This is a genomic window from Nocardia transvalensis NBRC 15921, from assembly GCF_000308875.1.
Classification (GTDB): domain Bacteria; phylum Actinomycetota; class Actinomycetes; order Mycobacteriales; family Mycobacteriaceae; genus Nocardia; species Nocardia transvalensis.
This window is the reverse complement of sequence record NZ_BAGL01000002.1, coordinates 60131-86704: the sequence shown is the minus strand read 5'-3', so window position 1 is coordinate 86704 and position 26574 is coordinate 60131. Positions and strand designations below refer to the sequence as shown.

The 26574-nt window shown below is 63.2% G+C and carries 23 protein-coding genes and 4 pseudogenes; 9 read left to right on the top strand and 18 right to left on the bottom strand.

Annotation, left to right across the window (positions count from 1 at the left end):
• Nucleotides 1–213: 213 nt before the first annotated feature.
• Together ON41_RS00590 and ON41_RS00585 are read right to left on the bottom strand one after the other, a co-directional pair.
• A complete protein-coding gene (locus ON41_RS00590; RefSeq protein WP_040744091.1) occupies nucleotides 214–576 on the bottom strand; it encodes a hypothetical protein in 363 nt (120 codons plus the stop codon).
• Nucleotides 573–1493 (bottom strand): hypothetical protein, encoded by a 921-nt coding sequence (locus ON41_RS00585; protein ID WP_157185319.1) that lies wholly within the window; start codon nucleotides 1491–1493, stop codon nucleotides 573–575. Before ON41_RS00585 ends, ON41_RS00590 begins: the two co-directional genes overlap by 4 nt.
• 239 nt (nucleotides 1494–1732) lie before the next feature.
• Between ON41_RS00585 and ON41_RS39905 the strand changes: the two genes are divergently transcribed.
• Entirely contained in the window at nucleotides 1733–2089 is a 357-nt protein-coding gene (locus ON41_RS39905) for a helix-turn-helix domain-containing protein (protein ID WP_083905037.1), read from the top strand.
• A 104-nt stretch (nucleotides 2090–2193) separates the two neighbouring features.
• Nucleotides 2194–2622, top strand: coding sequence for a hypothetical protein (locus tag ON41_RS41280; protein WP_157185318.1), 429 nt, complete (start codon nucleotides 2194–2196; stop codon nucleotides 2620–2622).
• Between the two features lie 379 nt (nucleotides 2623–3001).
• Here the strand turns inward: ON41_RS41280 and ON41_RS38710 are convergent, their stop codons facing one another.
• On the bottom strand, nucleotides 3002–3856 hold the full coding sequence (locus ON41_RS38710) for a hypothetical protein (protein WP_157185317.1): 855 nt from the start codon (nucleotides 3854–3856) through the stop codon (nucleotides 3002–3004).
• A 124-nt stretch (nucleotides 3857–3980) separates the two neighbouring features.
• On the opposite strand from ON41_RS38710, the gene ON41_RS00570 reads away from it, so the two are divergent.
• From ON41_RS00570 to ON41_RS43700, 3 genes and pseudogenes are all read left to right on the top strand, one after another.
• The gene (locus ON41_RS00570; protein WP_157185316.1) at nucleotides 3981–4529 is read left to right on the top strand and encodes a hypothetical protein; all 549 of its coding nucleotides are present in this window, start codon (nucleotides 3981–3983) and stop codon (nucleotides 4527–4529) included.
• Between the two features lie 47 nt (nucleotides 4530–4576).
• Nucleotides 4577–4792, top strand: coding sequence for a hypothetical protein (locus tag ON41_RS00565; protein ID WP_157185315.1), 216 nt, complete (start codon nucleotides 4577–4579; stop codon nucleotides 4790–4792).
• 23 nt (nucleotides 4793–4815) lie between these two features.
• Nucleotides 4816–4956: pseudogene (locus tag ON41_RS43700) on the top strand (recombinase family protein); the annotation flags it as partial.
• A gap of 66 nt (nucleotides 4957–5022) precedes the next feature.
• On the opposite strand, the gene ON41_RS42200 reads toward ON41_RS43700, so the two are convergent.
• A complete protein-coding gene (locus tag ON41_RS42200; RefSeq protein ID WP_040744078.1) occupies nucleotides 5023–6381 on the bottom strand; it encodes an AbiJ-related protein in 1359 nt (452 codons plus the stop codon).
• 45 nt (nucleotides 6382–6426) lie between these two features.
• A pseudogene (locus ON41_RS39895) lies at nucleotides 6427–6525 on the bottom strand (integration host factor, actinobacterial type); the annotation flags it as partial.
• Between the two features lie 521 nt (nucleotides 6526–7046).
• On the opposite strand from ON41_RS39895, the gene ON41_RS00555 reads away from it, so the two are divergent.
• Genes ON41_RS00555 through ON41_RS00550 form a run of 3 tightly spaced genes read left to right on the top strand, consistent with a single transcriptional unit; the run spans nucleotide 7047 to nucleotide 9606 of the window.
• Complete coding sequence (locus ON41_RS00555; protein WP_040744460.1) at nucleotides 7047–8429, top strand: AAA family ATPase; 1383 nt, start codon at nucleotides 7047–7049, stop codon at nucleotides 8427–8429.
• Nucleotides 8426–8935 carry a hypothetical protein gene (locus tag ON41_RS41265; RefSeq protein ID WP_157185312.1) on the top strand — a complete coding sequence of 170 codons (510 nt, stop codon included), beginning with the start codon at nucleotides 8426–8428 and terminating at the stop codon, nucleotides 8933–8935. Before ON41_RS00555 ends, ON41_RS41265 begins: the two co-directional genes overlap by 4 nt.
• Nucleotides 8932–9606, top strand: coding sequence for an RNA ligase family protein (locus ON41_RS00550; RefSeq protein ID WP_040744076.1), 675 nt, complete (start codon nucleotides 8932–8934; stop codon nucleotides 9604–9606). The genes ON41_RS41265 and ON41_RS00550 overlap by 4 nt, the downstream gene beginning before the upstream one ends.
• Before the next feature lie 74 nt (nucleotides 9607–9680).
• Here ON41_RS00550 and istB read toward each other — a convergent pair.
• Both istB and ON41_RS39885 read right to left on the bottom strand, forming a co-directional pair.
• Nucleotides 9681–10468, bottom strand: a pseudogene (istB, locus tag ON41_RS39890) (IS21-like element helper ATPase IstB); the annotation flags it as partial.
• Nucleotides 10468–10764, bottom strand: a complete 297-nt coding sequence (locus tag ON41_RS39885; protein ID WP_083905035.1) for a Mu transposase domain-containing protein — start codon at nucleotides 10762–10764, stop codon at nucleotides 10468–10470. The pseudogene istB and the gene ON41_RS39885, both read right to left, overlap by 1 nt.
• Nucleotides 10765–11393: 629 nt before the next feature.
• On the opposite strand from ON41_RS39885, the gene ON41_RS41260 reads away from it, so the two are divergent.
• Nucleotides 11394–11933, top strand: coding sequence for a hypothetical protein (locus tag ON41_RS41260; RefSeq protein ID WP_040744459.1), 540 nt, complete (start codon nucleotides 11394–11396; stop codon nucleotides 11931–11933).
• Here the strand turns inward: ON41_RS41260 and ON41_RS00535 are convergent.
• The 11 genes and pseudogenes from ON41_RS00535 to ON41_RS00495 form a co-directional block, all read right to left on the bottom strand.
• Entirely contained in the window at nucleotides 11908–13119 is a 1212-nt protein-coding gene (locus tag ON41_RS00535) for a hypothetical protein (RefSeq protein ID WP_157185311.1), read from the bottom strand. The genes ON41_RS41260 and ON41_RS00535 overlap by 26 nt on opposite strands.
• Nucleotides 13116–14252, bottom strand: coding sequence for an ImmA/IrrE family metallo-endopeptidase (locus ON41_RS00530; RefSeq protein ID WP_051160814.1), 1137 nt, complete (start codon nucleotides 14250–14252; stop codon nucleotides 13116–13118). The genes ON41_RS00535 and ON41_RS00530 overlap by 4 nt, the downstream gene beginning before the upstream one ends.
• 198 nt (nucleotides 14253–14450) lie before the next feature.
• Nucleotides 14451–16487, bottom strand: coding sequence for a helix-turn-helix domain-containing protein (locus ON41_RS39595; RefSeq protein WP_246460957.1), 2037 nt, complete (start codon nucleotides 16485–16487; stop codon nucleotides 14451–14453).
• A gap of 147 nt (nucleotides 16488–16634) precedes the next feature.
• Nucleotides 16635–17048, bottom strand: a pseudogene (locus ON41_RS43695) (TniQ family protein); the annotation flags it as partial.
• Between the two features lie 12 nt (nucleotides 17049–17060).
• Nucleotides 17061–18263 (bottom strand): AAA family ATPase, encoded by a 1203-nt coding sequence (locus ON41_RS00520; RefSeq protein ID WP_083905034.1) that lies wholly within the window; start codon nucleotides 18261–18263, stop codon nucleotides 17061–17063.
• Nucleotides 18260–20416: a TnsB C-terminal domain-containing protein gene (locus ON41_RS00515; protein WP_040744072.1), complete on the bottom strand. Its 2157-nt coding sequence runs from the start codon at nucleotides 20414–20416 to the stop codon at nucleotides 18260–18262. The genes ON41_RS00520 and ON41_RS00515 overlap by 4 nt, the downstream gene beginning before the upstream one ends.
• Nucleotides 20413–21156 (bottom strand): TnsA-like heteromeric transposase endonuclease subunit, encoded by a 744-nt coding sequence (locus ON41_RS39875; protein WP_246460958.1) that lies wholly within the window; start codon nucleotides 21154–21156, stop codon nucleotides 20413–20415. Before ON41_RS39875 ends, ON41_RS00515 begins: the two co-directional genes overlap by 4 nt.
• Nucleotides 21157–21322: 166 nt before the next feature.
• Nucleotides 21323–24415: a replicative DNA helicase gene (locus tag ON41_RS00510; protein WP_040744070.1), complete on the bottom strand. Its 3093-nt coding sequence runs from the start codon at nucleotides 24413–24415 to the stop codon at nucleotides 21323–21325.
• A 702-nt stretch (nucleotides 24416–25117) separates the two neighbouring features.
• On the bottom strand, nucleotides 25118–25573 hold the full coding sequence (gene rplI / locus ON41_RS00505; protein WP_040744068.1) for a 50S ribosomal protein L9: 456 nt from the start codon (nucleotides 25571–25573) through the stop codon (nucleotides 25118–25120).
• Nucleotides 25574–25590: 17 nt separating this feature from the next.
• The gene (gene rpsR, locus ON41_RS00500; RefSeq protein WP_040744066.1) at nucleotides 25591–25860 is read right to left on the bottom strand and encodes a 30S ribosomal protein S18; all 270 of its coding nucleotides are present in this window, start codon (nucleotides 25858–25860) and stop codon (nucleotides 25591–25593) included.
• Between the two features lie 55 nt (nucleotides 25861–25915).
• On the bottom strand, nucleotides 25916–26467 hold the full coding sequence (locus ON41_RS00495; RefSeq protein WP_040744063.1) for a single-stranded DNA-binding protein: 552 nt from the start codon (nucleotides 26465–26467) through the stop codon (nucleotides 25916–25918).
• Between the last annotated feature and the right edge of the window lie 107 nt (nucleotides 26468–26574).

The window sequence follows — 26574 nt, the reverse complement described above, 5'->3', positions numbered from 1 at the left end:
GGGCAGTCAGCAGTCGGGCGGCTGGAGCGTTGAAGAAGGTAAACCGTCACCTATGGGGGATGGATGCTCATTTCGGTTGGCGGCTGTGGACAGTGGAGACGTGGACACCGTCCTCGTCCGTCTCGTCCCAGCAGAGTTCACCGTTGCGGTGCTCGTCCTCGAAATCTCTCATGACCTCGATGAGGGTCTGCCCGGTGTCGGTCGCCCATTGCGCTACACAGGTTGTGACCTCGACTCCATCGCGGCTGCGTAGTCGAAAGGGGTGTACGACAGCAACTCCAGGCACAGCTCTGCAGGCATGGGGGTGAGGTCCGAGTGGAACTCGGAGTCGGCCAATCCGGCGGCGATTTCGAAGGCTCGCAGAGGAAATTGCCATACGGGAACTCCCGCCGGCTGCTCGCCCAGGGCCGCTGTCCACTCTTTGGCGCTACGGACGACCAGCCGCTGCAGGTCAGCGTAACCGGGATCCGTCCATAGCCGATGGTAGGCCTCCTCCAACTTGCGACCCTGTGATCGCCACTGCTGCAGGAACTCACCGACCTGATTGCCGAGCGTCGTTCGTTCAGTTTCGCTCATCGGGCCTCCGTGGCCACTGCGCGAGCGCCGCACCGTTTCACCTTCAGGCCACAGGGGCGGCGCGCTTCAGCCTTGGCACGGTCGCCGTGGCGCAGGGAGCCGTCGTCCTCGAGACGTACCCACCCTTGGGTCACCAACCAAAGCTGTTGCGCCCGAGCGTCAGCAGTGTTGAAAAACAGTGGAACACCTTTCAGGTCGACTGCCGACGCAGCGATGTCGGCCCACGTCGGGTTGCGGCGGTCGCTACTCCGCAGGTAGTCCGATATGAACTGTGCGACACCGAGGCCGACGACGTCCGGCGCCATGCGGGAGACGTGGTCTCCGAAGAAGCGAACGTAGAAGCGGCGACCTGGACACAGCGAACGTACGGTCTGGTTCGATGCCAGCCATCCCTTCTGGTGCAGAGTTGCAAATGCCGTCCGACCGATCGGCTTAAATGGCGGTGTGTTTGCCAGGTGGGCGGACCACCAGTCGCGGACAGCATCGAATGCCCAGGCCTGCTGCCACGTTGGCCCGCGGTGATGGTCGATCCGGTACAGCGCGACAGCCGAGGAGAGCGCTAGCCCCAGGGAGTCGGCTTCGGCCTGCGTGATCAGCTTCGCGTGCGCGATCTCGTCGTCGGAGACTCTCTGCGTCGTTGGGTTCCGATCGCCGTAAGAGCCGAGCGCCAGTGCATCGACTGCGTCCGCGGTAGGAACCTGTTTGGCGCGAAGCAGCTCGAGGACAATATGTGCCTGGTCGTCCGACGAGCCGAGGTCGAGCGGCCGCCGAGTCCCGAAACCGTATCGGGCCGGCGCCACCGCTCGTGACAACTGCATGGCGGCCGTTCGGTCACCTGCCAAATCCGTTGTCGCTAGCCATGTTTCGGCCTCGGCATCGATACCTTGGGTGGCACCCCTCACGATAGATGTCGACAACTGTGTTCCTTCCGGTCATTCGAACACCTGATGACGGTGATGGATGAGCCCCCCTCGCCCCCGGAATCGATGTGTCACAGCGTGGCATCTCCTACTTCCTGAGCCCTGCATTTCGCGTCGCGTGTCATGGTGTTCTACATGCAGTTTTTATCGCGTGCGATAAGCTCGATCCGGATGCACGACCCGGTCCGCAGGGCCGATGCGGGGTCGGGGCGGGTGCGGCGTGCGATGATGCGGCCATGCCCGTACCGGAAGCCTCGCTGTCCCCGCAGCAAAGGACGGTGCGCAAGATGAGGCGAGACGCGGCCGGCGCAGCGATTCGTCGAGCCCGCGAGGCGGCGAGTATGAGCCGGGACGAACTGGCGGCAGCTTCCGGTGTATCGGTGCCGGTGATCGTCCGCATCGAGCTGGGTACCAGCGGCATACAGCTCGATCGACTTTGGGACCTGGCAGAAGCGTTGGGAACGACGCCTTCGGCGCTGCTTGCCGACGCCGAGAGGCACATGTCAACGGGTGACACAGGCGCCGCAAGGTCGACCAGCAGCGCGAGACCAGAGAACCGCGAGACGAGCAGACCAGACACTTCGCCGCGATAGCGGTCCGGACGGGAGACCTGTTAACCCGAGTCGCTTAGAGCCTGGTGATCAGTGCGCGTGTGCGGCGTCGTCGGGTGCGCCGCACCCGGCTACGAGGACCACTCATGACCCACGAACCCCACCAGCCCACCCCCGACGAACTGCGCCGGTTCGACGAACTGCTCGCCCAATCCGGCCTCCCCACCGAACCCGGCACCGACGAGGACGAGGCCGAGATCGCCGCGCTCCTCGCTGCCGTCGACCTCCGGATCGCCGACGGAGAAACCACCGACGAGCACGACCTGCAGCCCACCGACCCGGACGACGAGGACGGCCACCACCACCGCGCGATGCCGACGGCCGACCGCACCAGCACACCCTGCCTGCCGCTGCGCGAGGTCACACAAGCACCCACACCGTCGGCATGCACGCCTTCACCCGGGCTCCGGTCGCGCTCGCGCAGGACCTCCAAGCCCGTCGATTTCCCACCAGCACAGCGAAACACCCCTCGAATGCCCGCATCGAATTGGACGTGGGGAAGGTGGCGGGCCTGACCGCGCTCAATTTCATCTTCGCGACGTCGCGCCACCGGCCGGTTCCCGCCCGGGCGCCCACCGGTCGGGATCGAACCGCTCCGGATCAGGGAACGTGTCGGGCTGTGTTGCAGAAGGTACGGGCTGATCGCGACCACTGTGCCCGCAGGCAGCACGTAGCCGCCGAGGGAGACCGACTCGGTGGCCAGCTGATACAACGCCCACGCGAGCGTGTCGGCGCCGCCGGAAACGTGATGGGCCTCTCCCCCGCGCACCGGAATACCGTGCCGCCGTTGCGGACTAGGCTTCACGGCCCGGCCCGGCGTATGTAACACCCGGACGAAATGCCGCGACGCCTGCGATCCGCCCGGGCCGACCGCCACCCGATGTCCGGCTGCGGTTACGTAGCCGGGAACCGGTTTTCCGGGGTCGAGCCGTTGGTCCACCTGCCGGTCCGCCGGTCGAACCGCAGCCACAACGACCCGATCAGGACCCATAGGACGTCGAGCTCCTCGGGCAGCTGCAGCGGCACCTCCGGCAGGAACTCAAGTCCCATCTCAGTGGCTGACTGGGCTTCTCCGACCATCGACTCGTCGACCACCACGACCCCGTGATGTGCGCCGGGTTCACGGACGAGCGAGGCACGCAGGTTGGCGCTGCGGCGATCCAGCCACAGCTGAACCAGATTCGCGAACACATCCGGATCGCCACTGCGCGAATGACCCCACTCCAAGCCCAGCACGATCACACCCGGCGCGAAGGGCGGCTCACCCTCGAAGTCCATACACGAACATTCCCCACCGCGCAGCAGCCAGCCGACTCGGTTGCAGGCCGCCCGAAGCTCAACGTCGACCGCACCGACGCCGACCCGATAATCGGTGACCTTGTACCGCTCCAACACCTCCAGCGAACCGACCAGATCCTTGGCCAGTCGCTTGACCCTCGGCTGCCGCGATCGGCCCTCCCGATCCAATTCCTCCACCGCGTTGAACGCCGGCACAAGACACGCCCACACCCTGCGCAACCGCGGCGACGGCTTGTGCAGCGGCGCCTTCCTCACCGCCCGATCCAACTCCACCCAATCCTGACTGGTGAACTCCTTGACCTCGAACGCTGCCTCCGGCGTGCCCAGCCGATAGTCCGGGCCCGGCAGCCCCAACGGATCCGCCGTCACCCGCTCAAGCCGCCTCCCCAGCACATGCTCAAGCGCCGCCCGAGCATGTAGCTCACTCGCCTTCTCAATGTCGGCCGTCACCAACACAACGCTAGCGAGCCACGACCACAACCACACCCGAATAACCGATGATCGAGGACTCCGTGATCACGGGTTTGCTTGGTAATTACCGGCACACTCCCGGGCGCTGTCTACCATCGTGGATATGAGGCACAAGGACACGCTGAACGGGAGCCACGAGGCGACCCGTGATGACGATGCCCAGAGTGCCTGGGATGACCTTGTCGAGAGCTACGTCGAGTCGATGTCGTGGCAGCCGCTGGTGCCGGACATCCCCATCGCTGACCTGCTCGGACTGCAGCTCCCCACCAACATCTTCGCTGTGGATGCCGCCATGAGTGCGAGCGTATTCGAGCAGGTGGCTCCGCACTTGGAGCCATTGATCGACACCGTATGGCTTCAACGTCTGTTCGCCAGCATCATTAACCATCGACAGACAGCGGTCGAGTGGCTGAAACAGCCCTTCGCCCTCTACGGCACCGACGAGGCACTGTCGACCTACCCGCGTCGCCTAGCGATCGACGCCGCGGTCATAACCGCCGCGCTGTTACGCGCCCTCCTCCTCATGCGATGGCGCGCAGCATTGCCCGAGCCGGGAAGGCTCGTCGCCGCGAACCCTCATCTCACACGCGGTCCCAACACCCGCAGGTCGATCTGCATCAATCGATCACCTGCGGGATCCGTGCACGCCTAGATAAGGCCTAACGCACGCGGTCCTGCCTCACACGTGGAGGACCCTACGTGCAATCCATCGTTGCCCGAATGCTGGAAGCCGGGCATGAACTCAATGCGCTCGCGCTCTGGGTGCTGCTGCCCATCAGCACCTTGACTCTGCTGATCGTGCTAGCCACCTTGATCGCGCTTATGGCAGGTCGCGAACGCAGTCGCCGCGCGCAGCAAATTCTAGAGACACTGCTCGATGCGCTGCTCGCGCTGCTGCGCGCCAGCCGCCGGTGAGCGCCACGCGCCGCGGGCGCCCTATGCTTTGCCGCAACGATGTCTTGCGCCGCGCTGTCGCGCTACGAGCCCGCAAGCTGTCATACCGAGCGATCGCAGACCGTCTCAACGCAGAGGGACTGCCAACCCCCGCGGGGACTTCGCCGTGGCGGCACTCCCACGTCTACCGTCTCCTCGGCACTCGTGGAGCGCGAGAGCTCGAACATCAGGTCGCCAGCCCTCTGCACCAGTCAGTCCACGACATGCCGGTCGAACAAGGCGGTGAAGAACTCAGTCAGCATCGCCTTCGCCGCCTCCGGATGGTCAGGGTCGAGTTCCGCAGCACCGAACCGGAACACCTCGTAGCCGCGCATCCGAAGCTGACGGTCCAAGCGGGTATTACGGGCATACACCTGAGGCGACGGGCGGCCGTGGTCGTCGGTGTAGTGGGTGCGCCCGTCCACCTCCAACACGACCCGGTGCGGACCGGGCAGCAACAGCAGAAAATCCATCCGCTGCCCCAGCAAGGCCGCCGCACCGCGCTCACGCACGGTCTTCGGATCCCAGTGCAGCCACACCTCCGGCAACAGCGCCGGCAGCTCCGGAACCCGCGGGCCGTGTATCTCGTGGTAGAGCCCGAACAGCAGCTGCTGTGGCGGCGAGGACTGCGGCAGATACCGCTTCAGACGGGCATAGAGCTGTTGCTTCGCGGTGTCGTCGTCCAGGCCGTGATGCCGATCGCGCCACCACTGCTGCAGCGCCCGCCAGCTCAACCCGGAAGCGTCGATCGGGCGATCGAACACCAAGGCGTCGGCACCGTTGTCGAGAATCTCGATATCGTTGTCGATCACGCTGCTGACCCTCATGTCCGGCTTGCGCCTGCTGGCGAACACCAGCGTCTTCGGTGCCGCGACCGGAGTACCCGCTGGCATCAGCCGGAACACCGGATAGCCGCCCTCGCTGCCGCTCTCACGCAGTTCGAGCCGATCGCCCTGCAGCTGCTCGTTGATCGCCGCGACCAGGCGTCGCTGCTTGGGCTCGTCGAGCACTACCCGCGGCGCTACCAGATTCTCGAGGAATCCCGCGAACCGGCGGTCCACCGCGTCGAACGCACCGACCACTGAGAACAGATCCACCACCGACCAATCGCCCGGATTCCGGATTACGTGCCGAATCACCCTGGTGCGCACTGTGTCCCCGAAGATCTCTCGTTTCACGTACGGCCGGTCGAGATCCCACCAACGCTCAAGCATGCCTACGAACCTGTCCGCGTCGGTACCGACCACATCCTCGATGTCCAGCACCGCCGCCAGCTCGCGGCGGCTACGCTCCACGATGCGCGGACCTGCACCGAACCACAACAGATTCTGAATCCGTATCCGGTCCGCAGGCGGCACCATCTCGCTGTCCACCACCAGCTGGGCCACACGCACCAGTTCGCCTTCGGGGATGGCCGCCACCACCGACGCGACTCGCTCCCGCTTGGTCCCTTCGATGTCACCGTCCGCCACACCCAATACCGCGAACCGCTCATCCAGCTCACGATGGGAGCCCAGCGCGAACGGCAAATACAGCAGCTCCCGCACAGCAGCGAGATCACGATCGTCCATCAAACCGACATTGTCCCCGCCACCACCGACAGGTCCGCCTGGTGATCAGGAGTCAGAGCCGAACCTCGCCAGCAAGGCCCTACGTTGGCGGTCGCTCAGGTCCCGCACGCGGCGGGTCGGCGCGATCTCCAACTCGCTCATGATGGCTACGTTGGTGAATCCCGACGGCGGATATCGGCGAACTCTGGCGGCGGACGGCGGGCCGAGATCTGCTGGCATCGGCGAAAGCTGACGTCATTGGCGAGCGTGTCCGGTGACTTGGGCGCGTCCGGCGCACACACCCTCATGCCGATGAGCGTGCCCGCAGCGGTGCGGACCGGGGTTCCCGGCCCGGCGCAGCGAGCTGCTCGTGGCAATCAGCTGCGCTCCTCTTTCGGGGCTAAGACCGCCGAAGTCCCGTCACTGATGCTGCTGGCGTTCGCCGATTGCGCACCGAGGGCCTCCCGCTCGCCCGGGATCACACGCGAGCTCCCCGGCTCTCTTTGAAACAGCGGGTCATAGCCGTCTACCTCTACGAACAGACAATCCAGAATTGGTAGTCTGCTACCGCGACCGAGAGGTTCACCGAACTCGCCCGGGAGCGCGGTTCGGTACTCGCCGCAGCGATGGCCTGCCGGTTCGGTGACTGCGCTGAATGCAAAATGCTTGTATATGGAGGGAATGGTGTGCTCACCCGATTGCGGCTGAAGAACTTCAAGGCATGGGAAGACACAGGCGACCTCCAACTGGCTCCGCTGACCATCCTGTTCGGCGGCAACTCGTCGGGAAAGTCGAGCCTGCATCAATTTCTGCTCATGCTCCGGCAGACCATCGAGTCGCCGGATCGTCGACGGGTTCTCCACACCGGAGGCGACCGGACACCCGTCGACCTCGGCGGGTACGCGAGCTTACTGCGCAACGGGAACATCGATGAACCACTGGCCTTTGAGCTCGGATGGAACCGCGACCGGCCGCTGAATGTCAGCTATGAGCGGGACGGCACCAGCTTCCGTGGCACCGACATGGGATTCCGCGCGGCGGTCAGCGCGACTGCCGAATCACCGCCACGCCTGCGCGTCGATAACTACGAGTACAGCCTCACCTCCAGCGACTCCGGCGACACATTGCGGTTGGGAAGTGAGGTTGCGGGCAGGGGAGGCTACGATGTCCGGGCCGAAGGCATCGAACTCATCAGGACTATGGGGCGAAAGTGGCCGGTGTCAGCTCCATCACAGTTCCACGCGTTTCCGGACGATCTGCCGACCCGCTATCAGTTCCTCGACTTTGCCGCCGATCTCACCCTGGCCCTCGAAGAGCAACTGTTGGCGGTCAACTACCTTGGGCCGCTTCGGACGCAACCCAGCCGGACGTATCGGTGGTCCGGCGAAGAAGTCAGCCATGTCGGTTGGAACGGCGAACAGACCATCGACGCTCTTCTGGCCGGCCAAGCACGGAAATTTAATTTCGCCCCTAAGCAGAGGACGAAGCCGCTGCAAGTGCTGGTCGCCGAATGGCTGAGAACGCTCGGTGTCATCGAGAGGTTCATGGTGACTCCGATCGGGGAGGGCCGCGACGAGTACGAGGTCCGAGTGATCACACCGGGTGGCAGCAGGGAGGTCCTGCTCACCGATGTCGGATTCGGTGTCTCGCAGGTACTCCCGGTGATCGTGGAGGCTTTCTACTCCGCCCCGGGATCGACGGTGGTCGTCGAACAACCAGAGATTCACCTGCACCCGTCGGTGCAGGCCGGGCTCGCAGACCTGTTCCTCGCCGCCATATCGGCGCGAGAAGACAGCAAGCTACGCCACACGCAGTTCATTATTGAGTCCCATTCCGAACACTTGCTGCGGCGTCTCCTGCGTCGGATCGCCGAGGAAGAAGTAGATCCCGCTAATGTGCGGTGCTACACCGTGAATCCCGGCAAGCAGGGGTCGACCATCGATGCGCTCGACGTCGACGGGTATGGGAATGTGAAGAACTGGCCGAAGGACTTCTTCGGAGACCCAGCAGAAGATCTGATCGCCCAGTCGCGCAGCGCTCGACTTCGACGTCAAAAAGGGCAAGCATGACGAAAGTAGTCGACACCAACGTACCTCTCGTTACCAAGTGTCGTGATGGCCATCCCACCGAACTCGTTGATGAGTGCGAGAAGATATTGGAACGAATTATCGAGAATGGGATTCCCGTCGTCACCGATGATGCAGGTGAGATGGTCGAGGAGTATTTTCACAAGCTCAACCGGAGTGGACAGCCCACCCTAGGCGATGCTTTCGCAAAGTATGTCTTCGACAATCGGTACCGGTGGGATGAAGCAATGCGTCCCGACATCGAACCCGACACGTCGACGGAGAACAGCTATGCAGTTCTGGGTGGTGACGACGCTGAAATCGACCCATCGGACCGTAAGTTCGTCGCCACAGCAAAGGTCGCCCTCGCTCCAGTAGTTCAGGCAAGTGACACCAAATGGCTCAATTGGGGTGAGGTGCTGGGCCGTCACGGTGTGACCGTCGAGTACGCCCACGAGCCATCGATCCGGGCCGCCTATCGTGCGAAATTCGGTTATGAAGCGCCATGACTGAGTTTGTCAAATTTCCGTCGATCCCGTATCTTGCCGCTCCACGGGGCGTCGATGTACGCGATGACAAGGTGCTGGAAGAAGCCGAACGAACTGAGTTCTTGGCCGGACCGCTGCACATCGAAGAGAAGGTCGATGGGCAGAACCTCGGTATCTCGGCCAGCGTGGACGGGTTGCGATTTCAGACACGCGGCAGCTACGTCCAACTCGGCGGCCGCCACTTCCGTGGACTGTCCACTTGGATCGAGCCTCGTCAGCGGCGACTCGCCAGTGCGCTCGGTGACGAACTCATCCTCTTCGGAGAGTGGTGCGCGGTCACGCACAGCGTCAGCTACGACCTACTTCCCGACTGGTTTCTGGTGTTCGACGTCTACGAGAAGACGGCCGCACGATTCTGGGACCCGGACATGCGCAACGCTCTCGCCGACGACATTGGCCTGTACACCGTTCCTTTTCTCGGTACCGGAAATTTCAACTTGGACGAGTTGACGGGGCTGATGCGGCAGAGCCGCGTGGGGCACGAGCAAATGGAAGGTGTTGTGGCTCGAACGGAGACCTCCGACGAGCGGCAGCGGCGTGCCAAGCTAGTCCGCCCGGATTTTGTCCAACACATCGATCGGCACTGGATGACGGAGCAGCACACGATGAACCGCCTACGAGTCTCAGCATGAATTTAGCAATTGACGTTCGCCTCTGGCAATAGTCGGGCCAAGTTAGCTGTAATGCCGCATATCGCGCGTTCGAGGTCAGTTGTTGGTCTTGGCCGCGGGTCGCAGTCGCGGTCCTTGAGTTGATAGCTATAGCCTTGAGGGAGATGACCTCGGCATGGTGGACCAGCGGGCGATCAGTGGCCGCGGCGACGACAACATCGCCGAACACCTCTCCCCAGCGGCCGAACGGCTTGTTGCTCGTCACGATCAAACCTGCCCGTTCATACCGGGGCGAGACCAGCTGAAAGAACAGGTTCGCGGCCTCGGATTCGAACGGGATACCCGACCTCATCGATCACGAGCAGTGAGATCCGGCCCAGCTTAATCGGCTCTTCCTGCAGGTTCGGTCGAGTGAGCCTCGGCCAGCCGCGCGATCCATTCCGCTGCGGTCGTGAACGCGACCCGATGTCCGGTCTGGCAGGCGCGGATGGACAACCTGATCGACAGGTGCGTCTTGCCGGTTCCGGACGGGCCCCAGAAACACGACATTCTCGCGGGCGGTGACGAAGTCCAAGGTTCCCAGATGCGTATTGGCGTCACGTCTCAACGAGCGCTGGTGGTCGAAGTCGAACTCCTCCAAAGACTTTCGGGATGGGAAGCGGGCGGCGCGAATGCGTCCCTCGCCGCCGCGGGCTTCTCGGGCAGGGACTTCACGTTGCAGGCAGGCGGCGAGAAACTCCTCGTGGCAACAGTTCTCGTTGCGGGAGCGTTCGACGAGTCGGTCGACGGCGCAGGTGAGAGTGGGCGCATTGAGCGTCCGTGCCAGATAGGCGATTTCGGGGCCGGCGTTGCGGGCATCGTTGGTAGAGGTCTTGGTGGCCATCAGACGATTCCTTCACTGTCGAGGTTGAGCAACCGGTCATAGGTGGACAGATCGCGCTGCTCGACACCAGTGTCGAGCACGGGAACCGCGGCCAGAAGCCTGGAACGCCGCAGGTCTTTCGCCGCGGCCACGTGGCCGGGCCCGCTGGGGGTCTGGTGCGCCGCCCAGCAACGGCGGTAGCGCCCGACTTCAGCGCCGCCGCACGTGATCGCAACCTCATTCAGGTCGGTACCGACGTCCATGTTTCGACCGATCACCGAGGGATGCACCGAGTAGTCGTTGGAGTCCAGGCGCACATAGTGATCGCGGCAGCCGGATCGAGGTCCGCCAGCCGACCACCGGCGCCACCGGCGGCAGTTCGAGCATTGCCGCCCAATTTGCGTTCATCGGTCGACCGGTCGGCAACCGAGGCGCCGATGCTGTCGTTGGTGGGCCTTGCCGAGCCCGCGAGTGCTGCGGTATGGGGCAACTACAGCCTTGATTCGCGATTCGTTAATCACTAATCTGGTTCCGTGGTTATGGCCGGTTGCCCGCCGGGTCGGCTGATGTCGGCGGCTGTGTTTGGTAACCGATATCGGCTTGAGCTGATGGTGGCACTCGCCGAGGGCGGTGAGGAGGGAGTGAATCTGTCCCAGCTTGCCGAAGCCTGCACCGTAGCCCCGAGTGTGTACTACGGTCCGATCCGTGATCTGCTGGACGCCGGGTTGGTTGAGCGTCTGGGTCGGATCGCGGGTGATCGTCGGTGTTGGTACCGACGTCGCGAGCATGGATTCTGGGACGTTGTGCCATCCCTTGCACAACAGTTGGCGGAAGTTGAGGTGGAGGCGTCGTGAGTCATGGTGGTGTGGCCGAGGCAGCCCGCGCGGTTGTCACGACACAGCGGCCACCTGACTCACTGGAACGGTGCTCTACCGCGGTGGTCCGCATGCTCAAGACCACCGTGGGAGTCGCCTACCAGCCGAACTTGATGGAGGTGGCACGGCGCCGAGCGGTCGGCTTGGAAGCGATCACACAGATGGATTTGCTGGATGCGTTGATGGGCTTGCCGGCGGGGCTACCAGTTTCAGTCGGTGATCTCACCGATCGCGAACGCCGCTTGCTTAGACGGGCTCCGGTCGGCGCCGTTGACATAGCTAACGGACGTTGTACCCGCCGGGCGGTAGCTCCGGTGTCAGCACAATTCGTAGTGGTGGCCAGCCGGACCTGGAAAGAAGGCTTACGCTCGGCCGGCCAGTTCGCGCCGTTCTGCAGTCGTGCGATGTTGCTGCGGTCGATTCCAGACGATCTCGATGATGCGCGCGTGCAGGCGTCGTTCTTCGGGATCGGAGTTTGTGTGTTTACCGGTAGGGGGTTGCGGATGCTGGTCGATCCGCAACCGTATGTGCGCCAGCGGCACTCGTGCGGTCAGTGGTGGTTCTCCGAGGAAATATACGAGAAAGTCAACGAGTCCGGGCTCCTCGGGTAGATCCGGATGCCGACGACCACAGTGGCAATTCCGCCCATGCCTGCAGAGTCTTCGGTGCCTGGAATGCTTCGGGCTGGTTGATCTGGGCGTTGACGGCTTCGGTGTAGGTGACTGCGGTGTGGCACCGGTTTCTCCACCAGGTGGCTCTATCGGCCAGGGTGGACTGCCCGTGCATGTCCTTCGCCCACGATGCCCAGGTGTGCACGGTGTGGCGGTGTGCATCGAACCTGTCGTCCCTGCTGAGAAATCTGTCCAGGGCCTGTCCGTGGCAGGTCTCGCAGTCACATACCGGAGGCCGCGTATTGGCGAACCTCTGAGCAAGTGTTGATCCCTTATGAAACGACATCAACTCTTCGAACAACACACTCGGCGAGGGGTCTTTCTGCTGCGCGAACGGTGTCTCTCCGAATGGGATCATGTGGCGCAGGCTCCCTCCGGTTCCGATCGACGCCGCGTACGCGCCATGACTCATAACGTCGAACCCGGTGAGATCGGTCCGTAACACGGCAACATTGCCCGCTTCAGCCACCAACCGGCGCAGGTTCTCCACCGCCGCTTTGTACCGCTCCATCGGATCGAACTGCCCACCCAGGAAAACCGCCTTAGGTCGGTCGAGCCTGGCCAGGACGGCGATGAGGTGGGTGATGTGGTCGTTCTTCAGCCAGGCGATGTCCAAGGGCACACTGACCACAACATCGTCACGCTCGATCCGCGCCGCGTCTCGCACCAGAGCCCTAAGCGCATCGCTGTCGCCAACATTCAGGTATCCGGTGGGTGTCAACACGACGTCCGCCCCGCAGTCCCGCTGCGCTTGCAGATACTCTTCGAGCGTCAGTGGGAACAGGTGCTCTTGCTCTTCGTCATCCTCGAGCACGAATGGGTCGTCTTCGGTTGCCAGAGCCCGGCGATAGCCCTCCGGGTCCCGCAGCAACAACAGGTCGGGATGGTTGCGTCGAAGATCCTTGATCCCCGCGGCGGCTGTTTTCCCGGCCAACACCAAACCCGCGATGCTCGACGGCAGCGGAGTGATCTCGCGGGCGGTAAGGGCGCTGGTGTGCAGCAGGATGCGATCCTGAAGTGCCGCAACGGCATCCGGCAGCGGCTTCGGCCCATTTCGGTATGCGATTTCCGGCAGCATCGCAACGCGCTCATCCGGGCGACTACTGGATTCATCCGGCCAGGTCATCGAACAACCTCCCTCACCTGCGTGGCTGTCAGCGCGGAACAACGATCATTCGAACCTGCCGCAACGCCACCCGGCCTACTCGCGTAAAGGTTCACGAACTCATCCGGGGTCAGGAAGGTGGTACGCGCCAGCTCTGTGATCTCATCCCCTCTGCTCATGCGCCACGCGACCATCGAATCGACCGCAGTTGGCAGTTCAGGCTCTAGTGGACCCGGCTCGCTCGTGCGATATCCGAGACTGGACATCTCCACCGCCAGGGTCCGGTACTGCCAATCACTGAGAACGCCGAGCGTGTGCGCACGGCGCAACAACGCCCACATCGATACGTTCCAGTCCTGCTTCAGCTCCAGCAACCGCGGTACCGACACCGGCTGAGACCGAAGTGCTTCCCGGGCGGCCCGTGCCGGCATCAACAGTTCAGCAGCGAAGCTGTTCGCTTGCTTCTCTTGATCAGGGTGTGGGATCGCATGCATCACCATGTGACCCAACTCGTGCGCGAGGGTGAACCTCTGCCGCTCTGCAGGCGTACCCGAGTTCAGCACTACCAGTGGATCTTCGTCGCCAGGGGCACAGCTCACCGCATCGACTGGCACAGTTTCGGTACCCGAATCTAACGGGACAGGCGCGACGAGCTCGCGGCAGACCACCAAGGCACCCGCACTCTCGAGTAGCTGCACGACCGACTCCACTGGACCCGGTGGCACTCTCAGCGCTCTTCGTACAGCGCGCGCTGCGTCGGACGGAGTAGTCAGGTCATCGACCTCGATGCGAGGAATTCCGAGTCCCGTACGGCGAGGCGTGCCAGCTGAGAGTCTCCTCAATTGAATCCGGGTGAGGTTCATCATCGCGTGAATTCGCTTCAGATCCCCGGCGGCGGCAGCTTGCTTCTTGCGATGATGCACTAAACCAACGCCCGCCCCGACCTCCTGCTCAGTCAGGCAAAGCAGTGACACCGGGTATCCCACTGCCTGTGCGTATAACTCAAGCCGGTCACCGGCCACGGGCAACCGCCCGGCTTCGGCGCGGCTCACGTAGCCCTGGCTGACCCGACTGTCCGAGCCCTCGAGCTTCTGCATCACCTCAGCCAGCTGCCCTTGCGTCAACGACCGCGACTCGCGCGCAAGCACCAGCATTCGAGGCTGCGCGACCTCAGCCGAACAGGCACCCATGCAGCCTCCATCCATTCCTCAAAATGTACCACAAAATATTCCCATAGAATTCGACCTGCGATGCGAAGCTGCTACGGCGGGCGTGCATTCAAGCGGTACTCGATCCAACAACCACGCTGCCGGCGTGAGGACCGGTGCTGCGGCTCTGGCGTCTATGCGCGTTCACCGCAGTGGGTCGTTGTCGTATAGGTCAAGCGCGGCGAGGATTTCGTCTCCGAGCGGCGTCACGGTCATTGCACGGCCTCGTTCGGCGCGCCGAAACAGTGGACCATCGAGCTCTCGTTCCAGGCGACTGATCTGGATGACTAGTGCACTCTGTGAGAATCCGAGGTCGCGGGCTGCGGCCGTGAGGGTGGGATAGGCTGCGGCAGCAGCGAATCGGCGTAGCCGTTCCAGGCCGCCGGGGCTTTGCAGTGCGGGCCGCAGATTGATGGGAGCTGTGCGTGCGTCGGTGGGGGCGCTGAGTGCGGCGGTGTGGCTGGTGCCACCGCGAGGGCGTAGCGGTACGGCATAACGCTTGGCCCACCGTGCCATGTTGGCGGTGCTCATTCCGGCTTCCTCGGCGAGTTCGGGCAGTGTTCGCTGGTGGGTGACGTATTGGTCGTACAACCATGTCTCGTCCACTGTCTGCCGCGCCCGACGGCCAGGGGCCCGCACCGTGATCCCATAACTCCTCGCGATTCGAGCCACAACTTGACGGCTGAACCCGGTCCGGGTGCTGATCTCTGCCAGGCTGGCTCCTTGCCTTTCATACATGTCGATGAGCAACTCATGCGGTAGCGCGGCTTTGGCGGCGTGCATCGAGTACGCCATCTTGCCGGCTCGCACATAGCCGTCCCGGGGCGCTGGGTGCACGGCTAGGAGGTAACGGACCACGTCGAGCTTCACTCCCAGAGACGCCGCTGTAGCCCCGAGGAGATGGCCATGCTGGTGAAACTCGTGGTGTAGGTAATCGAGATCGATGGAGTCCGCATCGACCCCGGGTAGGGGCAAGCGTTGCAGCACTGTGGCAGGCGGTTCCCATCGGACTGGCTCATCGGTAACCCGCTGCTTGGCAAGAAATTCCGCGGCGCACGCTTCCAAGACGGCGAGCAGCTCGGGAGTGAGATATCCGCCGAAGTCGGCGACCTGTGTGCGGAACGCGGCCTCGTCGAGATAGCTCGGGCCGGCGCTTGCCGGCAGGCCGCTGACCTGTTCGAACAGGAAGCATCGTGCTATGCGTGCTCTGCTTGCCGACGATCCGCGAGTGCCCGTCTCAGAACAGATCTCACGCCATTGCGCATCAGAGAGCAGCCGCCTGTAGTCCAGCCGTCGGCGGCGAGCATAATCGATGGGAATGTCATTCTCGATGAGGTAGTCGGCCATGCCTATCAATGCAGAATATGTTGCTGGCCAGTCGCTTTGACTAGATAACATCTGCAAAAACCGGGTAATCGAGCGGGCCGAGAGTGTGCTGCCGACGCTGGCGATTCCTTCGGTGAGCCGCACACGGGTACCCACGAGGAACAACGCTACCGATGCGGCGCCACGAATCTGGCGTTGAGCACTGCCAGGCACTACGAGCCGTAGCGACCATTTCGGCCATAGCAGGGTAGGCACCCGCTTCGTCAGCCGCTGGGCCCGATCCGCTTTCGAATGGGGCCGAGCAGGCAGTGTTGTTCCGCTGCGATAGCGGAGCTGGTCGCTGGCTGGCAGCAGCGGATGCAATGCGGCAAGTTGTACCCCGGTCAGCACCGGCGTGATCCCTTGCCCCCAACCGACATTCGTGGCGCTGACTGCCAAACCCTTTGTGCGGGTGGCAGTGACAAGCCATCGCAACCGGTCACCTGCTTGGGCAACGTTCGGGGCACCGAGGACGCTCATTGCTGCCGTTACTCCGACCGCGGCGGCGATCGGCGGTATCGAGCGGCCTGCTCGCACTGCATGCGAATGGCCCGTGAGGTTGTCGGTGACTCTGCTGTCGCCGATGAGTCCCAGTAGGTCATCGGGGACGACTCGGGTCAGATCGCTACGCGACGCATAGGCCAGAATGCGCCCGGTGACAGCTCGAATATCGGCTAGGACACGAGTCGACGGCTGTAGCTCCGCTACATATACCCCCGTATCTATGGTCGCGCTGGAAGCAATGTCGTTGACCTGAACTTGAGCAGCAAGCGCAGGATGGTCCTCATCGAGTACGGCGACGACAGTCGTATCCAACCGATGTGTGCACAGCCGTGGGAAGCGACCAGTCGTCTCAGCCACAGGATTGGCGCAGACACCTGGCTGCGGGACCATCTCGCCGGGGTAGGTGCGGAGACGCTGTTGCATGCCACAGCCAGGGCATGATTCGGCAAGTAGGCAGTGGTGACGCACACATGCGAATGACCAGCCCAGCCGCCAACGCAGTTGCCACCGCCCGAGGGACTCGGCCAAACAGTAAGGGCAGAAACGTGATCCGCGACCTGGACGCCATGGGGTGGCGCGTGTGGCCGGCCTTCGTTGTGCTGCCGTCGAGAGCTGCGCGGTGTCGCTGAACGGCGCGAGTGTCATGGATTCGACAGCTGCGTCGGTGAGGCCGGTTGCGATGGCAATGTTGTGTATCTGATTCGGGAGCAACCGTAGCAACCAGCTGCTGCTGTGCGTACCCGTGGGCGCAGGCACACCCATGGCGTCCACGGTGTCCGCCCATGCTGTCTGAGTACGCGATGCTATCGCTTCCAGCCACGAATCCAGCGCTTCCCCCGGCTGCGGGGGGACTCGAATCGGTAGCGTCCGCACCGGTGACAAGGTTCAGGTTGGCCGTAAACCGGCCGACGCGCCCTGCGTCCCCGCATTGAATGAAACCGACGGCCGCGATGCAGTTTTGGATTTGGCCTTGCGTTTGGGCGTGGTGGTCAGGTGGCCACTTTCGAGGGCCAGTTCGAGCTCCCGGCGCGCTTGATCAGCGGCCGCGTCATTGCGAACCCGGTTGAGCAGCTCCACATCTAAGCGTTCGGCACCTGTGCGTATGGCTCGCCAGCAGCCTTTGCGGATCAGCCGCATCAGTGAGCCGATATGACCCGTGCTGCGGGCGAACAGATACCCCGACAGATCATCGGCGAGCATGCCTGGGTAGAGATCGGCGAGGACCAGTTGCTTCTCGATCGCCAGCAGCAGCTGGCGCCACTGGCGACGCTGGACGTCGTTATTCAGCGTGAACGGGTCTAGTCCGACAACCGTGGTCCGCCGCCCGAGCTGTGCGGCCCACGCATCCTCGTAGTCGGCGCCTTCGGAGAACAAGCCACGTCTGACCAACCCGACACCGACGAAGACCAATGTGATCGGGAATTCGTTGGCCAGGTACTTGAAGTGATTGCTGATCTCAGCGCCGCTCTTTTCGCGGAAACGCAGGAAATGCATGTCATCGATGACCAGCAGGCGGGTGTGGCACGACAGGACACAGTCCAATGCTCGACGACCGAAGTCGGCGACCGTGCCACTGCGACGTCCGGGATGGCCATAGAAGTCGACCATTGCCTTGTTGAAGTCCAGCATGCCTGTGTTTCCCGACAACCCGACCCGGCAGACCGGCCACCGCTCGTGTCCTTCAAGAGTGATGGGGCCGAACTGCGCGATTTGCTGCTGATGCAGCTTCTTCGCAAACGCCAGAACTGTCGTCGTCTTGCCCAGGCCCGGGAACGCGTCTACGGCAACACAGTCCTTGACCTTGTCGCCGTCCTGGGCGTTGCTGGCGAAGGTCTGCTCCAGCTCTTCGTGGACCGCATCAAGCTGCGGTGTCCGAATGGGACCGAGGTTCGCGTGCCAGTGGTTGCGCATGCTGTTGTAACCACTGTTTTCGCTGGCGCTCATTGCGGACATCTGCCGACGGGTGTATCGCGGCGGCTGGACGGGATCCGATGCTTCGGCGAAGGTTCCCCAACCCTCCTTCCTCGCCAGCGTTAGATTGTCCAGTAAGGCAGACGGGGATTGCCTGGTCCCGCGGCGCGCGTTCATAGGTTCTCCAATGCATCAGCGTAGAAGTCGTCGCCCCCGTCGCCCCCGAGCATCGGGTCGAGCTCTTCGTCGCTATCGTCGTCGCCGGAATCGTTGTCCCACTGGACCGTTGACTGCTCGCTTGATGTCGCCAGCACACGGGCCACCGAGGGCAACTGCTCGAGTTGGTCCTCGGCTTTGTGCGCGGGCTGCTCATCGAGCAGCCACTGCTGACTGCGAGCCTGTCGCAGGGCCATGCGCCGTTCGGCAAGAGTCCGCCCCAGGCCTAGATTCCATCGTTCCAGGAGTTTGGTAACAGCCAGTTTGTCACTGGGGAAGGCATACTCGGTTTCTGCGAGCTTACGTGCAAACCGCAACGCATCCTCACTGAGTGGCATATCTAGCGAGGACGCGTGCTCCCACGTTAGGGTGCGCCAGTCACCCGAGTCGCTGCGCACGTAGATATGCGTAATATCATCCGGGTTGTGACGAATAATGATGCGCCGCTTCATTTTTCCCCGCACGAGCACCAAACGTTCGCTGCATCCGCCGAGAACGCCCTTGTACACCCGCCCGCCGAAGTCAATACCATAGTGCTGCACCGTTCGATGGGCGACAGGTAGGAATTCGTAGGCAAGATGCGGATCGCTGGGGACCTCGACGTAGCCGGCACGAGCGACACCGTGCTGGAACATCAGTGCCGGCGAAAGCTGCTGGCCTGGTTGATGAGGATCTACAAGGCCAGCATGGGGCCGAAGGTGATAGACCTGCCCGACCCATTCGCGCACGATCGTGTCGAGCTCATCGAGATAGAAGATCGCCTCGTCCTCGGGGCGCTCGCCGCGCGAATGGAGATCTGGTCCCTTATATCCGGGCAGTGCCTGCAATAAGTCTTCGCGCAGGGTTCGAAAGAACCGTTCCACGGGCCCTTTGTCTCGCCCGGTGCGCAAGCGGGCTGGCTGTATAGATATGCCCATCCGCGCGCATACACTCGTCATATGCTCTGAGACATAGATCTTGCCGTGATCTATGACCAGAGTCTCCGGCACAAGTGGAGGGTGAGTGACTCCGTCTGTAATGGGGCCCTTGATTGCCTCAGAGTCGATCAAGATGGTGCGAGGGACTCCGTGTCCGGGCCAGATAGCCTGTGCCGGCCACTCATTTCCGGCTGCGGGAGGTCGAAAGACTTGATACATCGTCGCCGCAGCGTCGATGGATTTCGGTGACACGGGCGTGAGCCTGATACCTACGATGCACCGCGAGTACCAGTCCATCGCAACTGTTAGATCGAGTTGTACCCATTTCACCGTCACGGGGTCGAGCGCGAACACGTCGAGACGGGTCGTATCCATCAGCAGGTACTCGCCAGGTCGTGTAGGGCGAAGCGACCCATAGACCGATTTCGGCCGCTCGCTGATATCGCGATTTCGTTTGGTACTTAACCGAAACAACGGATGTTGGCGCTCCAGAGCGGCGAGGACGCGGTAGGCCGACGGTTGTGATGGCAGCGGAACAGCCCCGGCACCGAACCGCAGTTCCACTCTCGCGTTGGTTCGTCTGATCACCATCAGCTGTGATGGGCGCGACGCGGTCGTGTGCTCGACCATCACTTCCAACGCCGCCTCGACCCAACGTGCGTCGACCCGACCGTAGGGATTGCTCGACCAAGACTTCGGCTTCTGCGCCAGCCCCGCTTCACCCTGCGCCTTGTAGGCAGCGACCCACCCCTGCAGGGTCCGTAGACCAACCGAAAGCTCTTTGGCTTTCGCCGCATACCGCCGCGTCAAAGGGACATGCGGATCGTAGTCTGCGCGAGGCTCACCTGCCTGCGCCAAATCGGGGTTGCCGGAGCGATAGCCAGTTAATACCTCTCGCACGTGGGCTGCTCGCTCGCGCACCGACTCGCGTTGTGCCTTGTCGAGCATCGACAGTATCGCTGCCGCATCGTCGTCCGAATCATTTGTCGCTGAGCCAGCTACCTCAGCGACAACTCGTGCACGACCCCCCTCCTTCATGAGTTCACTCAGCGCTATCAGCACGACGGCGCCCGTACGGAGGACATGCAGTGTGACCGCGATTCCCCACTGCCCAACGGTCAGATCCATGACTTCCGCAAGGTCGCCGTCGACGAGAACTCTCGTGCCGATCCCCACACGAACGCCCACCTCGGTCATCGCAAATTCCTTGTCAGGACAGGTTTTCTTCTCAGAACAAGGGAAGAACGAAGCGGTGCACCGACATCGACCAAGTAAACCCGCTCCCACATCAGATGCAGCAACGTCGCACGAACGATCGGTTCTTCACAGCCCGGTACAGCGCGGCACGCATCGCTGAACCGCAACCCGTCCACTGCGCCGGATCGAAGTTGCTCGACAAGCGAAGGACGGAACAGCCATTGCCGCCGAAACCCTGCAAGAAACCGAACATTCCGCACTGTCTGCGCATCCGGCTCGCTGGCTACCTCATAGCGCCAGCCGAGGTCTTCGACCAACTTCCGCACCCATCCAAGGGTGAATGCAACCTTGGGCTGTGCCAGCTGACTGCGAGGCTTCACATCCATCACGATCGGACCGGTATCGGACCACAGTAGATAGTCGGGCACGTGCGTCCTCGGTTTGCCTTCAGCGAAGGTTCGTACGAAGAACGGTTGCGCCGCAATGCTTTTTACAGAGCGGTCGAAGTCACACAGCAGAAGATTGGCCAGCTCGAGCCTGGACTCATAGAGGACAAGATCAGCTTCCGTCGCTGACCAGTACCAGCCAGGGTAGTGCTGCTGCCCCTTGTACCAACGAATCGTCCGCCATGGTCCGATGTCTGAAAATCGTTCGAACTGCATTTCGTCCCAAGGGAACCTGGCGATCTCACCCGTAGGCGACCGCCGGGTTGACACAAATGTTGAAGTCAACTCCGCCATCGGTGCTGCCTCTCAGAGCGCTGAACCTCAAGGCAACAACCATTATCCCCGCAGAAGCCGAGCGGCGCAGCCTCTTCGAGCGTCAATACTCAGTTCGTCTGCATAAATGCAGTACAAATGCAACGAGCATTGAGAAAATGCAGCCCAAACTGAGAAACCTACATCTTTATCCCCGAGCCATATCGACGAAACGGCTGAGGTGGAGCTGGTGGGCGACGGTGATGGTGGCGGTGGGGCCGTTTCGGTGTTTGCCGAGGATCAGGTCGGCCTCGCCGCCGCGGGGGTCGTCGCGTTCGAAGGCGTCGGGGCGGTGGAGGAGGATGACCATATCCGCATCCTGTTCCAGCGAGTTGTGCGCTGAGATGCCCTGTGCGACGAAGTTGTGGGTTCCTGGCACGGTGCCGTCGTAGACATCTTGTTCGCCGAGGCTGGTGATTTCGACGATTCGGTCCCAGAAGACATCGTTGGTCGCGAACATCTCGATGTCGGCGTCTTGCAGAACATCGGCGACACGGGCCAAGCGAGCCCGGCTGGGCGAGTGCTTCCACATGGTGGATCCGCAGAAGCGGGAGCCCATGGCCGCCGAAAACTCTCGGTGTGTGATGTGTTTGTCGGCCAGGAGTTCTCGGACCTTGGTCCAGATCTCCTTGGGGACGGTGTCGACGTTCGTATTGCGCGCCATGGTCTCCAATTCGAGGAGAGTCGCCTCGGCCGCCGTGCCGCGGTTGCCGTGGACACCGATGTCATGCAGAAAGATCGTCTGGTTGTCGGCGCCGTCGATGGTCAGGTGCCAGCAGTCGCGATAACCGGACTTCGTGAACTTCTTGATCCGGCCGTGGACTCCGAGGCGCAGGAGCAGCTGCGCGATGTCGTCGACGAGGCGTCGGCTGGTCGACGCGTAGTAGACGCGGGCCTGCCGTCCTGTTTCGTCCCAGCGAACCGAACCATCGGTTGCCCACAGATGCCGGAGGAACAACGCGACTTGGTCGTTCGGCAGGGCGAAGATACGTTCTGGCACGAACTTCTCGTAACTGCGAAGGCCGAAGATCCCAAGTTCGTCGAGCCAGGCGGCGATCGGATTGCGTTTTCCGTGGGTGAGCCGGTACGGCGCCCGAAGGCGCAAGGTGGTCACTCGTGCAGCCGCATAGTCGTCGCGGACCGTGGTGACCCCGAAATGCGTCGCGGCGGTGGAGACGGCGGCGAGGTTCGCCTCATCGATGCTGGCGTAGCGGATCGGTTGCCTCTTGACACACGAACCGTCGCCGATCATGTGGGCCAGCAGAACGACCTCGGCCTCGGGCATCCGCTCGGTGTGCGCGGGTTCGGGGACTCGGCGGGGAGTGGCCAGCCGGTCGTCGATCTTCAGCTTCTCCAGCGGAATCCATCCGTCGACTGTCATGAACGGGTGTTTGCCTGTCGCCTCGACCTCACGGCCCGAGGCTAGCCGAAGCCGGAACACTTCTTTACGTCCGCTCGGGAAGACCTTCACCATCGGACGCGCGACCATCCGCATGCGTTCGTCCAGGGACCAGACGAGCGGCTGCTCACCGCTCGCGAGCAGTTCGCCGAGCGTGGTCTCGCTTCCTGTGTCCGCGCGCAGAATTCGCGTCGATGCGGGCATGCAGCCGGACTCACGAAGGTCGGAGACCATGGGGCGCTTGTCTGTTCGTTGTTCGGGGCCGCGGTTCAGCTGGGAGATCGCGACGACCGGGACCTCTAGTTCCTTCGCCAACAGCTTGAGGCTTCGGGAGAATTCCGAGACTTCCTGCTGGCGGGATTCGACCTTTTTGCCGGAGGTCATCAGCTGGAGGTAGTCCACGATCACAAGCCTGAGATCGTGCCGTTGCTTCAGGCGGCGGGCCTTGGCGCGGATTTCCATCATCGTCATATTCGGCGAATCATCCACGAACAGCGGCGCTTCGCTGATCTCGCTCATCCTGCGCGCCAACCGAGTCCAGTCGTCGTCACTCATCCGCCCGGACCGCATATCCCCGAGCTTGATCTTCGCCTCCGCCGACAGCAGACGCATGACAATCTCGGTGCGGCTCATTTCCAGCGAGAAGATCACGCTCGCCAAGCCGTGCTTCACCGAAGCGCTGCGCATGAAGTCCATGCCGAGGGTGGAATTGTGTGTCGGGACCATCGAGTGCCCGGCAAGGTACAGGTGCTCCGCATTGTCGACCTCGACGCAACGCACCGGAACGCTCTCGATCTTGCGGACGTCGACGATGTGGCGTTGTTCTCCGCGTGCCGTGTCGGGCACGACGTGGTTGAGACGATCGTCGGCGTCGCGGAGACTGTGCACGATCTCGCCGGTGGTGCGGACGGCCGCCCGAGGGCCGTGCGTACGCGCGACCGTCAGCCACTGGTGCTGCTCGTCGGCGACGACGACCGCGCCGTCGGAGAACTCGACCTCGTAGCACGGTCGGTCGGTCATGACCTCGGTGACGGCTACCACGCGGGTGGGGCGGCCCCGTGCGTCCAGCAGTTCTTTACCAACGGCGATGTCGCCCATGGTGGTCCAGCCGGACGGGGTGGGTAACGGGGTGTCGAGGGCGAGGGCCTTACCGACACCCGGGCGGGCGGCGACGATGATCATCTGGCCGGGGTGGAGGCCGTTGGTTACCTCGTCGAGTTCGGTGAAACCGGTGGGGACGCCGAGGGACATGCCGCCTCGGCTGGCGATGGAGTCGATCTCGTCCATCGTGGGTTGCAGGAGCTCCTCGAGGGGCATGTAGTCCTCGCTGGAGCGGCGTTCGGTGACCTCGTAGATCTCCGCCTGGGCGCGGTCGACCACCTCGGCGACGTCCTGGCCGTCGGAGCCGGCGTAGCCGTACTGGACGATGCGGGTGCCGGCCTCGACCAGGCGGCGCAGGACCGACTTCTCCGCGACGATCTCGGCGTAGTAGGAGGCGTTGGCGGCGGTGGGGACGGTCTGGGTCAGGGTGACCAGGTAGGGGGCGCCGCCGATGCGCTTCAGCTCGCCGCGGCGGTCCAGGGAGGCGGCGACGGTGACCGGGTCGGCGGGCTCGCCGCGGCCGTAGAGGTCGAGGATGGCGTCGTAGACCGCCTGGTGGGCCGGACGGTAGAAATCGCCGGGACGCACCACCTCGACGACGTCGGCGATGGCGTCCTTACTGAGCAGCATGCCGCCGAGGACCGACTGCTCGGCGGCCATATCGTGCGGCGGCTGACGGCCGAAATCCTCCCCCGGCGAGTCGTTGTACTCCGAATGCCCGCGATCATCGACGACTGCCACCCGACTCGACCGTCCTCTCTCATCACGCTCGCGGCTCCGAGAGTATCGAGACCTTTTCTACTCCCCGGTACCGACACGTTCGGTCTGCGTCACAGCCGCTCCGGCGGAGTTGCCGCAGCTCGGAGACGGCGATCCAGCAAACCGATGGAGCGTTCTGCAAGACTCGCGAAATCGCGGATCCGGGGGCGTGGGTTCACGACACCGGGAAGAACCTAAGCGACCGAACTGTGGACTACCAAACCGAGGTGTGTACCCGCCTGTGGATAAACTGGGGACTGTTCACCCGCCGTTGTGCAGCCCATGTGTATTACCTGGGGAAAAGGCATATAGCTAACCGACATTTCCCAGCTAGGTAGCGTTTTCATCGCCTGTGCACTTGTGGATTAGCGGTGCATCGGCGTGTCGGCCAAGATGAACGGCCGGGCGTGTTGGGTTAACAACGCACTGCCGGTTTATGGCGTGGATCACATTGCGAATGGTCGGTTTGCTGAGTTCTCCCCAAACCATCCCGAACTGGGGTTAAAGCGAGAGGGAATAGGTGCCGACGATATCGGGCACCGCGGTCTTCAACAATAGCTAACCATTGGCAACAAAAAGAGTGATCACGACGCGCAGCCGAAGACCACCTCCGGTCCGGTAGGTACGGAGGTGGTCTTCGGTGAATTTCTTACGCTGCCGCCCGGGGCGACCCGGGCGCCGGTGTCACTCGGCGGCGACGACCTGCAGGTCCAGCTTGGCGGCGACATCCGGGTGCAGATGCACCACGACGCCGTGCTTGCCGGTGCTCTTGATGTGCGCCTTCGGCAGCTCGATGCTGCGCTTGTCGACGACCGGGCCGCCGGCGGCCTTGATGGCCCCCGCGACGTCGGTCGGGGTGACCGAGCCGAAGAGCTTGCCGGTGCCCGCGGTCTTGACCGACAGCGAGACGCCCTCCAGGCCCTCGAGGGCCTGCTTCAGCTCGTTGGCGTGGTCGAGGTCGCGCACGCGGCGGGCGTCCTGCGCCCGGCGGATGCCCTCGACCTGCTTCTGCGCGCCCCGGGTGGCCTGGATGGCCAGGCCGCGCGGCAGCAGGAAGTTGCGGCCGTAGCCGTCCTTGACCTCCACGGTGTCGCCGGGCGCACCGAGGTTGTCGACATCAGCAGTCAGAATCAGCTTCATCGTCGTGTGCCTCCTTCTCAGCGAGCCATGGACACGTACGGCAGCAGCGCGACCTCGCGGCTGTTCTTGACCGCGATGGCGACATCGCGCTGATGCTGCACGCAGTTGCCGGTGACGCGGCGGGCACGGATCTTGCCGCGATCGCTGACGAACTTCCGCAGCAGCGTCGTGTCCTTGTAGTCGATAGCGGCTGCCTTCTTGCCGTCCTTGGCGGCAGCCTTGCTCTCCTTGCAGAAGGCACACGCCTTCTTCTTCAGCACCTTTTCGCGCGCCGGTGCTTTGGCCATGGTCTTGTACTCCGTAATTCCTGGGAGCCGTCGGGCTCCGATATGAAAGCCGTTCTCAGAACGGCGGTTCGTCGTCCATTGCGCCGCCCCCGAAGGAGCCGGCTGCGGGAGCGCTGCCCCACGGGTCGTCGCCGCCGCCGGAATTCTGCTGTCCGCCGCGGTTGCCGCCACCGGAGCCGCCGAAGCCCCCGCCACCACCACCGGAGTTGGAACCGCCACCGAAGCCGCCGCCCCCGCCGCCGCGCGAGGTCTTGTTGACCTTGGCGGTGGCGTAGCGCAGGGAGGGACCGATCTCGTCGACCTCGAGCTCGACGACCGTGCGCTTCTCGCCCTCGCGGGTTTCGAAGGAGCGCTGCTTCAGTCGTCCGCTCACGATCACGCGAGCGCCTCGGGTCAGGCTCTCGGCGACATTCTCCGCGGCCTCACGCCAAATGTTGCAGCGCAGGAACAGCGCCTCGCCGTCTTTCCATTCGTTGGTATTACGGTCGAACGTGCGGGGGGTCGATGCCACGGTGAAATTGGCCACCGCCGCGCCCGCGGGCGTGAATCGAAGTTCCGGGTCGGCCGTCAAGTTTCCGATGACGGTGATGACCGTGTCGCCTGCCATGATTCCTCCTGCTCCTCGGTGCAGTCCGCGGTGCACTCGTCCGTTGCGCTAGAGCCTAGAGACAGGCACCGACTAGTACGAGTGCAGTTCGCTCTCCGAGCGGGGAT

What these genes read in the sequence shown, in the direction of transcription:
- ON41_RS00590 (WP_040744091.1), bottom strand. Translation starts at nt 576, where the DNA reads ATGAGCGAAACTGAACGAACGACGCTCGGCAATCAGGTCGGTGAGTTC.
- ON41_RS39905 (WP_083905037.1), top strand. Translation starts at nt 1,733, where the DNA reads ATGCCCGTACCGGAAGCCTCGCTGTCCCCGCAGCAAAGGACGGTGCGC.
- ON41_RS41280 (WP_157185318.1), top strand. Translation starts at nt 2,194, where the DNA reads ATGACCCACGAACCCCACCAGCCCACCCCCGACGAACTGCGCCGGTTC.
- ON41_RS00570 (WP_157185316.1), top strand. Translation starts at nt 3,981, where the DNA reads ATGAGGCACAAGGACACGCTGAACGGGAGCCACGAGGCGACCCGTGAT.
- ON41_RS42200 (WP_040744078.1), bottom strand. Translation starts at nt 6,381, where the DNA reads ATGGACGATCGTGATCTCGCTGCTGTGCGGGAGCTGCTGTATTTGCCG.
- ON41_RS41265 (WP_157185312.1), top strand. Translation starts at nt 8,426, where the DNA reads ATGACGAAAGTAGTCGACACCAACGTACCTCTCGTTACCAAGTGTCGT.
- ON41_RS00550 (WP_040744076.1), top strand. Translation starts at nt 8,932, where the DNA reads ATGACTGAGTTTGTCAAATTTCCGTCGATCCCGTATCTTGCCGCTCCA.
- ON41_RS41260 (WP_040744459.1), top strand. Translation starts at nt 11,394, where the DNA reads ATGCTCAAGACCACCGTGGGAGTCGCCTACCAGCCGAACTTGATGGAG.
- ON41_RS00535 (WP_157185311.1), bottom strand. Translation starts at nt 13,119, where the DNA reads ATGACCTGGCCGGATGAATCCAGTAGTCGCCCGGATGAGCGCGTTGCG.
- ON41_RS00530 (WP_051160814.1), bottom strand. Translation starts at nt 14,252, where the DNA reads ATGCTGGTGCTTGCGCGCGAGTCGCGGTCGTTGACGCAAGGGCAGCTG.
- ON41_RS00520 (WP_083905034.1), bottom strand. Translation starts at nt 18,263, where the DNA reads ATGAACGCGCGCCGCGGGACCAGGCAATCCCCGTCTGCCTTACTGGAC.
- ON41_RS00515 (WP_040744072.1), bottom strand. Translation starts at nt 20,416, where the DNA reads ATGACCGAGGTGGGCGTTCGTGTGGGGATCGGCACGAGAGTTCTCGTC.
- ON41_RS39875 (WP_246460958.1), bottom strand. Translation starts at nt 21,156, where the DNA reads ATGGCGGAGTTGACTTCAACATTTGTGTCAACCCGGCGGTCGCCTACG.
- rplI (WP_040744068.1), bottom strand. Translation starts at nt 25,573, where the DNA reads ATGAAGCTGATTCTGACTGCTGATGTCGACAACCTCGGTGCGCCCGGC.
- rpsR (WP_040744066.1), bottom strand. Translation starts at nt 25,860, where the DNA reads ATGGCCAAAGCACCGGCGCGCGAAAAGGTGCTGAAGAAGAAGGCGTGT.
- ON41_RS00495 (WP_040744063.1), bottom strand. Translation starts at nt 26,467, where the DNA reads ATGGCAGGCGACACGGTCATCACCGTCATCGGAAACTTGACGGCCGAC.